General features: G+C 46.2%; 13 protein-coding genes. 7 read left to right on the forward strand and 6 right to left on the reverse strand.

The window, feature by feature from the left end; genetic code table 11:
- Nucleotides 1-108: 108 nt before the first annotated feature.
- From ABDK92_09840 to ABDK92_09860, 5 genes are all read right to left on the reverse strand, one after another.
- Nucleotides 109-672 (reverse strand): hydrogenase subunit MbhD domain-containing protein, encoded by a 564-nt coding sequence (locus tag ABDK92_09840; GenBank protein ID MEN3186908.1) that lies wholly within the window; start codon nt 670-672, stop codon nt 109-111.
- Nucleotides 673-972, reverse strand: coding sequence for a monovalent cation/H(+) antiporter subunit G (locus tag ABDK92_09845; GenBank protein ID MEN3186909.1), 300 nt, complete (start codon nt 970-972; stop codon nt 673-675).
- A complete protein-coding gene (locus tag ABDK92_09850; protein ID MEN3186910.1) occupies nt 969-1,229 on the reverse strand; it encodes a monovalent cation/H+ antiporter complex subunit F in 261 nt (86 codons plus the stop codon). Before ABDK92_09850 ends, ABDK92_09845 begins: the two co-directional genes overlap by 4 nt.
- Nucleotides 1,226-1,750 (reverse strand): Na+/H+ antiporter subunit E, encoded by a 525-nt coding sequence (locus tag ABDK92_09855; GenBank protein MEN3186911.1) that lies wholly within the window; start codon nt 1,748-1,750, stop codon nt 1,226-1,228. The genes ABDK92_09850 and ABDK92_09855 overlap by 4 nt, the downstream gene beginning before the upstream one ends.
- 270 nt (nt 1,751-2,020) lie before the next feature.
- Nucleotides 2,021-4,735, reverse strand: a complete 2,715-nt coding sequence (locus ABDK92_09860) for an HAD-IC family P-type ATPase (protein MEN3186912.1) — start codon at nt 4,733-4,735, stop codon at nt 2,021-2,023.
- Between the two features lie 856 nt (nt 4,736-5,591).
- Here ABDK92_09860 and rplS point away from each other — a divergent pair.
- From rplS to dprA, 6 genes are read left to right on the forward strand one after another with little or no spacing between them, the layout of a single operon-like run.
- A complete protein-coding gene (gene rplS / locus ABDK92_09865) occupies nt 5,592-5,948 on the forward strand; it encodes a 50S ribosomal protein L19 (protein ID MEN3186913.1) in 357 nt (118 codons plus the stop codon).
- Complete coding sequence (lepB, locus tag ABDK92_09870) at nt 5,908-6,468, forward strand: signal peptidase I (GenBank protein ID MEN3186914.1); 561 nt, start codon at nt 5,908-5,910, stop codon at nt 6,466-6,468. The genes rplS and lepB overlap by 41 nt, the downstream gene beginning before the upstream one ends.
- A 1-nt stretch (nt 6,469) precedes the next feature.
- A complete protein-coding gene (locus tag ABDK92_09875) occupies nt 6,470-7,072 on the forward strand; it encodes a ribonuclease HII (GenBank protein ID MEN3186915.1) in 603 nt (200 codons plus the stop codon).
- Entirely contained in the window at nt 7,056-7,418 is a 363-nt protein-coding gene (locus ABDK92_09880; GenBank protein ID MEN3186916.1) for a YraN family protein, read from the forward strand. Before ABDK92_09875 ends, ABDK92_09880 begins: the two co-directional genes overlap by 17 nt.
- Nucleotides 7,419-7,420: 2 nt before the next feature.
- Nucleotides 7,421-8,971 (forward strand): YifB family Mg chelatase-like AAA ATPase, encoded by a 1,551-nt coding sequence (locus tag ABDK92_09885; protein MEN3186917.1) that lies wholly within the window; start codon nt 7,421-7,423, stop codon nt 8,969-8,971.
- Nucleotides 8,972-8,979: 8 nt separating this feature from the next.
- Complete coding sequence (gene dprA / locus ABDK92_09890; protein MEN3186918.1) at nt 8,980-10,059, forward strand: DNA-processing protein DprA; 1,080 nt, start codon at nt 8,980-8,982, stop codon at nt 10,057-10,059.
- Nucleotides 10,060-10,065: 6 nt separating this feature from the next.
- Here dprA and ABDK92_09895 read toward each other — a convergent pair whose 3' ends face one another.
- A complete protein-coding gene (locus ABDK92_09895; protein ID MEN3186919.1) occupies nt 10,066-11,040 on the reverse strand; it encodes a BadF/BadG/BcrA/BcrD ATPase family protein in 975 nt (324 codons plus the stop codon).
- A 152-nt stretch (nt 11,041-11,192) separates the two neighbouring features.
- Here ABDK92_09895 and ABDK92_09900 point away from each other — a divergent pair.
- Nucleotides 11,193-12,224, forward strand: a 1,032-nt coding sequence (locus ABDK92_09900) for a 6-phosphofructokinase (protein MEN3186920.1), incomplete at its 3' end; no start/stop codon positions are given.

The raw sequence follows: 12,224 nt of genomic DNA on the forward strand, positions 1-12,224 counted from the left end.
CCCCGGGGGTGAGGTGACCGTTCACGATGATGTGAAAACCGTAAAGGAGGATAAAAGGGTAGAGCAAACCGATCATACGCGTTACAATCTCAGATTGAGGGTGAGGGGTTACTCTTTTTTCTGGTTCTCCCATTCCTCTTCCCTCCAAGAGAAATAGATCACCGCAATGACACCAACAAGAAGAAGCAGGGCCTCAAACAAGGTATCAAAAACTCTATAGTTGAGGTAAATTGCGGTCACTGCGTTGCGTGCCCCGGTATCGGGGGTAAAAAATCTAACGTAGTAATCCCACGCCGGTTTTCCAACCTCTTCCATCGTGTCTAAGTAGGTACGCAGAACCCCAAAACCCACAAGAAGAAACATTCCACCCCAGAATACCTCTTGATAGCGAGTAAACCGATTCCTAAAAGACCGGAGAAAATACCCATCCGATAATCCATTTCTTGAAGGATTGTATCTTTTTATAGCGATTAAATAGAGAACGGTTGCCAAAGCACTCCCGATGACGGCTTCGGCTAAAGATACATCGGGAGCGCCGTAGAAAAGATACACTATTGCGTTAAGGAGCGAAAAAATACCAAGGTAAATTATTGCCGTTTCGGGCTTCTTTACTTGGATCGATAAAAAAGCTAAAACCACCATTACCAAAAGAAAAACGTTCGTGATGGCCACTTACGCATCATCCTCTGGGAGCGGATACCCGCTTTTATAGGCCGACCGAGCAATGGAATGGGTAGCAAGTGGATTGGTGAGCACGAAGAACCCTACGATGATGAGTACTTTCAGAGTGAAGAAATTGAACCCTGATTTCACCATAATTCCTGTCATTAGGGTAATAAACCCTACGGTGTCTACTTTGGAAGCGATTAAAACACGAGGATAAAAATGCCTAAAGCGAAAAAGACCATAGACTCCGCACACGATAAATCCCAGGGCAATGACGATGAGGATGTTCCCCAAAAGTACCCTCATAGCCTGTCCCCTTTTTCTACAAACCTTGCTATCATCACTGTCCCTACAAAGCCAAAAAGAGCATAAATTAAAGCGATATCGAGTAAATATGATTTCTGAAGAAGAAGAGCAAAAAGGACAATGATCATGACCATCTTCGAAGAGAGGAGATTGAATCCCAAAATTCTATCCCACGCTGTGGGCCCCAAAATCGCCCTTAAGGTAGAAGCACCCCCTAAAATAGCCAAGATCCATAAGACCACTTCCTCAAAACTCACCTTGTGCCTCCTTTCAGGAGATTTTCCAGTTTTTCCCGAATATCCTTTCGCCACTGCCACTCATTCTCTTTCGGGCAATGAAGACACAGAACTTGCAAATTTTTCCCTAATTTGTCCACCGCAACTGTCCCTGGCGTCAACGTGATGGAAACAGCCAGAACACAGATGAAAAAATCGTCATCTAAGTCACTTTCATAGTTGACCATTCTCACCTTGACTTCATTGGCAAAAAGGCGATACAAGGCCATGCCTCCAGAAAGGTAAATTTGGAAGAGCAAGGTTACAACATACTTGAGAAGGTTTATCCCGTGATTTGCGTAAAACATTCTATATTCCTCTTTGAGAAGGTATTTTTCCGTGAAGAGTAACGCGGTTATGCTTCCTCCCATGCCGAGGATGATCTGGAAGAGACTGAATTCTTCATTCAAGAGAAGCCAAAATACCGTAAGGAGTGTAAGAGTACCAAAAGAAGAGGAGCACTTTCTGAAGAGGTTGAATAACGTATGACTGATACGCATCATGCCTCCGATCGTATTACGTTCACAGATTACTCATGCTTTCCAGGTAGAGTATAGCATGGATGCTATTTGCTTCAAAGTATTGAGTCGTATTCATCGTACTGTGCACAAGGAGTAACCAAAGGAGACCAAAAACGCCCCCTCCATGGGATAAACGCGATGTGGGCTACGGGGTGGCGTCATTTTAAAAATATGGTAAAAAGTATGTAGTGCCGACAAGAAAGGGAGCAAAGCTTGAAACACGCTCATCTTCTTTCCTGGGGGGATTTATCCCTAAAGCTTAACTTGACCTCTGCGAAAGTACTTGAATACTTCTATGACCACTATCACAGGTATCGCTAAAACCAAAATAGATAACCACTCATTAAACGAAATGGGTTCAATTCGCAGTATACTTTGCATCAATGGAATGTGCATGCTGAGGATGTGAATGCCTTGTGCTGCGAGCACCCCAAATACAAGAACAATGTTTCTTCTTAATGGCACCTTAAATGCTGAAACGCTTTCCGAACGGCAATTAAAAACATGGAAATTTTGCATAAATACCATGAGTAACAGGATAAGGTCGCGGGCGTGTACTTCGTCCATCTTGGTATACGTGTTTAAGTAATACCAAAGTCCAAAAACTATCAGCCCCATAGTTACCCCCGATACAGTGGTTTGGTGAATCATAAGAGAGTTGAATATTTTTTCGGAGGGCTTACGGGGAGGACGTTTCATTGCACCGGGTTCTCCACCCTCAAACGCAAGGGCAACATCCTGTATCCCATTGGTAACCAGATTCAACCACAATAGTTGTACGGCGAGTAGCGGCAGAGGCAAGCCGGCAAAGATTGATACCAAAAAGAGAATCACTTCGGCAGCACCTGTGGAAATGAGGAGGTAAATGACTTTCCGCACATTATCGTAAGCGAAACGCCCTTCTTCAACACCCGCCACAATTGACGCAAAGTCGTCGTCAACCACAATCATGGACGCAACTTCTTTGGCCACATCGGTGCCGGATCCCATTGCCACACCAATATTGGCGCGCTTGAGCGCAGGAGCGTCATTGACACCGTCACCGGTAACGGCAACAAACTCACCTTCGCGGATCAATACATCTACAATTTCCAATTTTTGCGTGGGTGAAATTCTCGCAAACACGGTTGTTGATGCAACTAAATTTGCATAAGCAGGGCTGTCGTGCGCTCCAGCTTCGGTAAGCATGTGTCCAGTCACCACAGGAGTACCTTCATCGGCTATTCCCAATTCACGCGCTATGGCGAAAGCTGTTTCGGGGTGGTCTCCAGTTATCATTATTACTTTAATGCCAGCTTCCTTACATTTTTCAACCGCTTTTTGAGCTTCCGGTCGTAACGGGTCGATAAAGCCCACAAGTCCGTAAAATGTAAGTGGGGGGATATCTTCGTCTTTATATATTTCCTTTTTTTGGTACTCCTTATATTCCCCGCTTGCGAAAGCCAATACCCGATAGCCATCTTTAGCCAAATGTGCTGCGTCCAAAAGTATTTTCTCTTTGTCTATTGGCTGAATCTCGCCATTAACGGACACGGTTGTGCAAAAATTGAGAATCGTTTCCACAGCACCTTTGACTCGAATGAAAACCGAACCGTTTACTTTGCAAAGTGCCGCAGAGAATTTCCGTTCCGATTCATAGGGAATTCTTCCAATCATTTTTTCCTCTTGTACCCATTTTTCAGGATTCACTCCGAGCTTGTACCCCATTCCTAAAAGAGCAACATCCATGGCGTCACCATGGTATGACCATCGACTGTTTTCTTTTATTAATGAGCCCTCGTTGGCAAAAATGGCTATACGGGCAATTTGGGCAATTTCATGGTTTTCTGAGACATCGATTGGTTTTCCTTGTGAACCAACAACTTTTCCTTCGCCATTATATCCCTGCCCCTCGATGGTATAGTGGCTCCCATTGGGAAGCTGTATGATTTTTGCTGTCTGTTCATTTACGGTTAGTGTGCCCGTTTTATCACTGGCAATGACAGTGCAACTTCCTAAACTCTCAACTGACGTAAGTTTGCGAACAATAACCTTTCGTTTTGTCATTCGCTTAGCCGCAATGGATAGCGCTACGGTTAAAGCAACCGGTAACCCTTCGGGAACCGCAGAAACAGCCAAAGCGACAACAAAGAAAAAGATTGAGGCGAAATCCATACCCCGCGCTCGGAGTATGACTGCCAGTATGGCACTCAAGGCGACAATGAAAATACTTATTTGCGTAATAAACTTCTCCATACGTAGCACAAGGGGTGGTTTGGCCGAAGCTGACTCGGCCACATCTTGTGAGATTTTGCCCACCTGTGTATCGACCCCTGTACACACGACAACCCCTACACCCCGCCCCCTCACAACGGTAGAACCAGTGAATGCCATATTGGTTCTTTCAGCAACGCCAAGGTTTTCCTGTAACACGTCAATTTGCTTTTTGGTTGCGATCGATTCACCGGTGAGAAAGCTTTCGTCGATTTCTAATCCCGATACCTCAAGGAGACGCATATCTGCTGGCACTTTCATACCCGATTCAAGGAGCACGATATCGCCCGGCACAAGTTCTTCGGAAGGCACTTCTTTTTCTTTGCCATCTCTTCTTACCCTTGCCTTGATTCTCATTAATTTCTGGAGGCTGCTCGCACTCTTTTCGGCATTGTATTCCTGGTAAGCACCCAAAGCACTGTTGATAAAAATAACCAGAAAAATGAATATCGCATCTTTTCCTTCGCCAATAGCAACCGATGCAACGGCAGCAGCAATAAGGATAAAGATTAATGGACTCGATAACTGATGCAGGATAATCTGCATGGGGGTAACCTTTTTGCCCTCAGGCAATGTATTCTCGCCGTAAAACTTTAACCTTTTCTTTGCTTCTACCTCACTTAAACCTTTCTCAGATGTTTTAAGCTCACTGAAGATTTCTTCTGCACGCAGTGCGTGCCAGGGCTCTTTGGCTATTATGTCTTGGTGTTTCACTCAATCACCTCCTTGGACGACCTTGAAAGACCATGGTGCTCTTTTTTGAAGATTACTTTCACGTATGGTGTTGTAGCCAAACAGAACACATCTCAAAGGGCAAGACCTACACTTGAGAATGCGGTATCGGGTGACACCCATTTTTTAACATGATATCTTCTCTTCTCCACTTCTGCAATGTTTCAATTTTTTGTGCTCAATCTCGGGTTGATTCCCAAGAAGGTGAACAGCATAAACTTCTCCTTAGTTTCCCTCTTCCCGAAAAATGCACCGAGCATCCGAGATAAGCCGAAAAGGTAATCATTATGGTAAAAGGTGGTTTCGTGTTGGCGAAATAGAGGCCTTTAAAAACATGAATACCGTTGGCTTACCCGGGATTGGTTAATCTTGAGATTCTGGGAAACACATGGAAGGGTATGGGATATTGAAAAGATGGAATAGAAACCTAAGAAAGACGCCGTCACTTGTGACTTTAAACGGAGATAGGAGAAACATTGAAAAGCGATCTCAAAACCTTCAAAAAGAGAAAGACCAAAAGAGAATAAGCCCTTTTTCTTTCACTCCTCAAGCTCCATTGGAAGACGAATTTTCTACCTGAGCTAAGATGGGTGTGAGAGGGTTAACATTGATATCTGTAGAAGAGGAGTTGAACTTTTTATTGACAATCACCTTTGATTTGTGGTTTGCCTGGCAGATAAAGCGATCTTCTCCAGGATGAATTGCGGTGTGATTATGAAGGCCGGGTACAAAAACGCTCCTTCGGTTGAGAGGGCTATTTTTACCGAAACATTGTCAAACAGAAAAAGAAATGGTATAGTATTGCGAGATTTTTGGTTCTTTTTTGGAGGAGGTTTCAATGGACAGAGCAAGGGTTTTGAAAACCGTAGAGGGAGCTTTTTTGCGTGAGGATCTTCCCCAGGTGGCACCAGCGGATCTGGTGAGGGTACATTTTAAGGTCGTCGAAGGCGGTAAAGAAAGAGTTCAGGTTTTTGAAGGATTGGTTATCTCGGTTAAAAACTCAGGAATCAATAAGAGTTTTACGGTGCGCAAGGTTTCTTTTGGTGTGGGGGTGGAAAAAACCTTTCCCTTTCATTCGCCGCGTATCGAGAAAATTGAAGTGATTCGAAGAGGCAAGGTCCGGAGAGCAAAGCTTTACTATCTGAGGGAAAAGAGTGCCAAAGAGTCGCGTATCGAAGAAAAACGAGAAGGGTAAGAAAAAGAGCGCCTGGCGGGAATTGATAGAGACCATTCTCTGGGCTCTGGTTATTGCTTTACTTATCCGTTATTTTGTGGTCGAGGGATATTATATACCGAGTTCCTCGATGGAACCTACTTTAATTCCTGGAGAACGGGTGCTTGTTGCCAAGTTTTATTATCGTTTTACCGAACCAAAGCGTGGTGATATTGTTGTTTTTCGTTACCCTATTGACAATCGCCGTAACCTAATTAAGCGTTTAGTAGGATTGCCCGGAGAAACTGTCGAGATTAGGGATGGCGTGGTGCGAGTCGATGGAGAATTGCTTCAGGGGAACTCTTTCAATCGAAGGTATTATGATGTGGGGTACTACGGTCAGGGAGAACACGTGGTTCCTCCAGGTTCCTATTTTGTTTTAGGGGACAATAGCGAAAACAGCGATGATAGCCGTTTTTGGGGGTACGTACCTCGAAAGAATATTTTGGGTCGGGCATTTCTGGTGTACTGGCCACCACATCGTGTCCGGATTTTAAGATAGGATGGTTGAGGAAGAGCTTTGGGAAAAGGGGTACACTCGGATTGGTGGTGTTGACGAAGCAGGGAGAGGGCCTTTAGCGGGTCCTCTGGTTGCCAGTTGTGTGGTCATTTCTCCTGGTTTTTCTCTTCCAGATTTGCGAGATTCCAAAAAACTTTCTCCGACAAAGCGAAAAGAGCTTTTTGAGGAAATATGTCTCCGTGCTATGAGTATTGGTGTGAGTGTGGTCGGGGAAAAATGGATTGACGTTTTGGGGATTCAAAAGGCAAATTTCTTTGCGTTTCAGGATGCCATTCGCCGGGCCTTTTTGAGAGAAAGCCCGGATTTTTTAATTTTAGACTGGTGGAAAATTCCTGCCCTTTCAATTCCTTTTCTCTCGTTTTCCCATGCTGAAGACCTGAGCGTTGCGGTTGCTTCAGCCTCGATTGTGGCAAAGGTGGTTCGGGATCAACTGATGGAAGATTTTTACCATCCTCTTTTCCCTCAGTACGGTTTTTCTTCCCATAAGGGGTATGGTACCCAGTTCCACTTGACACAGATTGCCATATGGGGGTTGAGTCCGTACCACCGGAAGTCCTTTTGTGCCAGCTATGGGAAGAATTCATAATAAGGGGCAGAAAGGTGAACAGATTGCTCGAAGATGGATTGAGAAACACCTCAAGGTGAGGATTTTGGAGACCAATTTTCGTTCTCCTTTTGGGGAAATTGATCTTATTGGATGGGACAATGGGTTTTTTGTCTTTGTGGAGGTTAAGGCTCGTTTTAGTACTCATTGTGGATTACCAGAGGAAGCGGTTGATGAACGGAAAAAAGGGCGAATTCGGAAAATAGCAGAGTTCTATTTGATGAAGAGAGGGTATAACCCTGATGAGGTTCCCATCCGTTTTGATGTCGTTGCCGTACGGGTCAAGGAAGGGAAACCAGAAGTGAGGTACTATAAGGAAGCCTTTTAAGATTGGGTGAAAATGTGTTAGCCAGGATTTTGAGTGCCACGACCTGGGGAATTGAGGCAAAGGTGGTTGAAGTTGAAGTCGACGTGGGAGCTGGTCTTCCTGCTTTTCAAATTGTGGGTCTTCCGGATGCTGCAGTTCAGGAGTCTCGAGAACGGGTACGCAGTGCCATCAAAAATAGTGGTTTTTCTTTTCCTGCGCAGCGGGTGACGGTGAATCTGGCGCCAGCGTTTTTGAAAAAGAGTGGAAGTGATTTCGACCTTCCCATTGCGCTGGGGATTCTCCTGGCTACTGCTCAAATGAAACTCGCTCCTTCTTTTTCTCTCTCCAAGCTCTTTTTGATTGGGGAACTTTCTCTTTCGGGAGAGGTAAAGCCGGTGAATGGGATTCTTCCCATTGCCCATTTTCTCTCTCTGCAGAGAAAGAGTTCTTTACTCCTTCTCTCATTATCCAACGCTACTGAAGGGGCTTTAGTGGAGGGGATCAAGGTTTTTGGTTTTCGTCATCTTGGTGAAATTGTTGACTTTTTAACTGGAAAGGTGGTTCGTCAGCCGTTGGTGGTTGAACGGGAGAATTTTTTCTCTTTTTCTTCTCAGGGCGAAGACCTTTCGGATGTGAAAGGTCAGAAACGAGCCAAGAGGGCACTGGAAATTGCCGCTTCAGGCGGGCATCATCTGCTCTTTATTGGTCCCCCCGGTTCAGGAAAGACCATGCTTGCTCGCCGCATTCCTTCGCTTTTGCCTTTACTCTCTCTTGATGAGGCGATTGAGGTAACCAAAATTCACAGTGTAGCGGGATTGCTTTCTCCAGAACAGCCTCTGGTTACCGAGCGTCCTTTTCGAGCTCCGCATCATACTATCTCCGATGCGGCATTGATCGGAGGAGGACAATGGCCCCGCCCAGGTGAAATCAGCCTGGCGCATCACGGGGTTCTCTTTCTTGATGAAGTTCTGGAATTCAGGCGCAATGTACTGGAAACTCTGAGAGAACCACTGGAAATGGGAAAAATCACCGTGTCCAGGGCCCAAGCGATTATCACCTATCCTGCCCGTTTTATTTTGGTTCTGGCCTGTAACCCTTGTCCCTGTGGGTATTTGGGGGATACGCAGCGGGTCTGTACCTGTTCTCCTCGGCAGGTCGCTCAGTACCGGAGTAAACTTTCTGGTCCACTCCTAGATCGGATTGATCTCCAGGTCGAAGTACCACGACTTGAAGTGAGTGAGGTATCCGTGGAACGCAAAGAAGAGAGCTCTTCTGAAGTTCGGCAGCGAGTAGAAAGAGCCCGGGCCATCCAACGGGAACGATTTACTGGTGACCGAATTATGCTCAACGGCGATATGAAAACGATGCATCTTAAAAAGTTCTGTCTTCTTACCAAAGAGGCAAAAAAGGTTCTGGAGGATTCTGTGGAGAAATTGGCTCTGAGTATGCGCGCATACCACCACATTTTGAAAGTTGCGCGAACCATTGCGGATCTTGAAGAAGAGGAAAATATCCAGATTCATCATGTGGCTGAGGCCATCCAGTACCGCTCTTTAGATCGACGATGGGAGTAAAAGTACCTTTGGAGGAACTCCCTTTCTGGATTGCCTTCAGTCATATCCGGGGTATTGGTCCAGTACGCTTTCAGAAACTTCTCCAGGTGTTTGGAAGTGCAAAAGATGCTTTCCACGCTTCAGAAAAGTCCCTGGAAGAGGTTGTGGGAAAGGGAACGGCGAATTTAATTCTTGAGGCTCGTCGTACCCTGCAACCGGAGAAACTGTATGAGGAAGTGGAACGAGAAAACCTGCACGTTCTCACCATGGAAGACGAGGGATACCCGATGCTTTTAAAAAACATTTACCGCCCTCCGTTTCTCCTTTATCTTAAGGGTAATTTTGATTTCTCCTGCTTCGATCGGTATCTTGCCATCGTAGGTACCAGAAACCCGACTCCTTATGGAAGAAAAGTGGCCCGGGTGCTTGCTCGGGAATTGAGTGCGCATTTTGTCATTGTCAGTGGTCTTGCTCTGGGTATTGATGGAGAAGTGCACCGGGCTGTGGTTCAGGAAGAGGGTATTACCATTGGGGTTCTGGGGAATGGACTGCGCCGAGTTTATCCTGCTACCCACTTTCGCTTGGCCTGTGAAATCGTTGAAAAAGGAGGCGCGCTTTTGAGCGAGTACCCTCCTTCTTGGGAACCCCGTCCAGAGAATTTTCCTCCCCGCAATCGGATTATCAGCGGTTTGAGCCAGGGTGTTTTGGTGATAGAGGCACCCCGAAAAAGTGGGGCAATGATTACAGCTTCCTTTGCTCTTGAAGAAGGACGAGAGGTAATGGCCGTGCCTGGTCCGGTATTTTCTCCTCAAAGTGAAGGAACCAATGCTTTGATTGCGCGGGGAGCCGCTCTTGTGCAAAGCGCTCAGGATGTTTTTGAAGCGCTTGGGTTGATGTGGCAGGGGAAAAAAGGAGAGGCTTCGGAATCAATCGAGTTAGGGGAAAAGGAAACGTATCTTCTCTCTCTGATTGATTACCAGGGAAAATTTAAGGAAGAGCTCCTGGAAGAGACTTCCTGGCCGGAGGGAGAGTTTTTCCAGATCCTGCTCTCTTTGGAGATGAAAGGACTGATCCAGGAAATGTGGGGAGGCAAGGTGGTTAGAGTTTGAAAGTGTTTATTCTGAAAAAAATTGCTGCGAAACGAGAGAGAGTTTCGGTAATAAAATTTGAGGGAGAACTCCGTAAATTTCCCGATAGAGAAGGATGATTGCTCCCAGAGCTGGATGGAGTTCGGATTCCTTGACTGTTGCCTGAGGTATTGATTGGTAAAGGTCGTTCATAAACCGTTGTCGGACGATTTCGTTTTTGGTGAGCACACTTCCACTGTAGGTCACAAGAGGTCGAGGGAGGGAGAGTAGCCGTATCAGGGTTTTGGCACAGAGGCTCAATTCCTGAGCCGCATTGTCCATGATTTCTCTGGCTACCGGATCACCTTTTTGGCCGGCTTCGTAAACAACCGGTGCCAAAGCCGCGATGACTGTTCTTCGTTCCGCATCTTGGTGGGAGTAAATCCATTCTGTGAGGTCCTGCCAGCTTGTCCATCGTAACCGTTGGCAGAATAACTCTTTAAGGAGAGTGGGTAATTCCCGTCCATCAAATTGTCTTGAGATTCGACGTAACGCTTCTTGCCCTAAAGCATAAGCGCTTCCTTCGTCACCGATGATACTTCCCCAACCGCTAACCCGGGCTTCCTTTTTTCCGTGCCGTCCGTAAGCGATGGTTCCAGTGCCGGCCACAACGTGTATTCCGTCCTCACCGAGTGTTCCTGCAGCCCATCCCACAACCACATCGTTTACAAGGAGTGTTGGTGTGATACCCAGTTCCTCAACGAGGATTGTCCGATACTCCTGGTCAGCTTTGCGCCACTCTCCGAATGCTGGCATCCCAAAAGAAGAATAAATAATATCCGAGGGGGAAACTCTGTTAAGAAGGGAACGGAGACGTCTAACGTTCTCTCGTACCATTTTTTCGCCGTTTTCGGCAAGATTGACTGGTCCTGAAGTCGCAACCGCCTTCAATTCGCCATTTATGTCCATGAGGATTCCTATGGTTTTTGAACCTCCTCCATCCACTCCCAGCAAGTACTCCAAACGCTTTCCCTCTTTTCTTTATCGTGACCCCATGGTATTTTCTACTTAGAGAAAATTATAACTCAGCGGAGGATTTCGTTGAAAAAAACCAGTTTTTTTGTTATCTTTTCCCTTGATAAAACATTCATTTACCCGAAAAGGGAGGCTCGAGAATGAACAAGAAACTAGCCATACTCGTAGGAGGAGGGCCAGCTCCTGGAATTAATGGTGTGATCGGTTCGGTCACCATTGCTGCAAATCGCGCTGGTCTTGAAGTTGTGGGAATCTATGACGGTTTTAAATGGATCTCAAGTGGGGCATTCAATCCGGAAGCACATACCTGTCCCCTTATTACTGAGCATATTTCCCGTATTCACCTTCAAGGTGGGTCAGTTCTGCGTACCGCTCGGGATAGCCTCGTAAAGAGTGGTAAGGTTGATGAGGAGAAAGTTACTCTGGTCAAAAAAGTTGTGGAGGATTTAAATATTGGGTATCTTGTAACCATCGGTGGTGATGACACCGCTTTTAGTGCCAGCATTGTTGCTCGAGCAATGCAGGGGGATTTGTGGGTTTCTCATGTTCCCAAAACCATCGATAATGACCTGCCTCTTCCTGGTGGCATGCCTACTTTTGGCTTTCAAACCGCTCGGGAAGTTGCTACAAGCCTGGTAAAAAACCTCATGGAAGATTCCAAGACCACCGGACGCTGGTACTTTGTGATCATGATGGGTCGTTCAGCAGGACATCTTGCTTTAGGAGTGGGTGAGTCGGTAGGAGCTACACTCACCATCATTCCTGAGGAGTTTGGGGGAGCGAAAATCAAAGTGGAGGATGTCTGCGATCTCATTGAGGCATCGATGATTAAGCGTAAGGCTATGGGTCGAAATGATGGCATTGCCATCATTGCTGAAGGAGTGGCTCTCCGTTTTGGTGACGTGGAAGAAATCGAGCGGCTGCTGGGGAAACCTGTTCCCCGCGACCCCCATGGCCATGTGCGCCTGGCTGAAGTTCCTCTGGGAGAAATCCTCAAAAATGAAGTGACCCGACGTTTTGAAGAAAGAGGAATGAAGATCACCATCGTCACCAAGGATATAGGGTATGAGTTACGCTGTGCGGCACCGGTAGCCTTTGATATGGCATACACTCGTGAGTTGGGTTACGGAGCGGTCCGGTATCTTCTCGGTGAGGACTATCCCGTGGAGATG

Source organism: Atribacterota bacterium (assembly GCA_039638595.1).
GTDB classification, from domain to species: Bacteria; Atribacterota; Atribacteria; order Atribacterales; family Caldatribacteriaceae; genus Profundicultor; species Profundicultor thermophilus.

Excerpts from the sequence above, each read along its gene's own strand:
- ABDK92_09855 (MEN3186911.1), bottom strand. The coding sequence starts at position 1,750 with ATGATGCGTATCAGTCATACGTTATTCAACCTCTTCAGAAAGTGCTCC.
- rplS (MEN3186913.1), top strand. The coding sequence starts at position 5,592 with ATGGACAGAGCAAGGGTTTTGAAAACCGTAGAGGGAGCTTTTTTGCGT.
- ABDK92_09845 (MEN3186909.1), bottom strand. The coding sequence starts at position 972 with ATGAGGGTACTTTTGGGGAACATCCTCATCGTCATTGCCCTGGGATTT.
- ABDK92_09875 (MEN3186915.1), top strand. The coding sequence starts at position 6,470 with ATGGTTGAGGAAGAGCTTTGGGAAAAGGGGTACACTCGGATTGGTGGT.
- ABDK92_09880 (MEN3186916.1), top strand. The coding sequence starts at position 7,056 with ATGGGAAGAATTCATAATAAGGGGCAGAAAGGTGAACAGATTGCTCGA.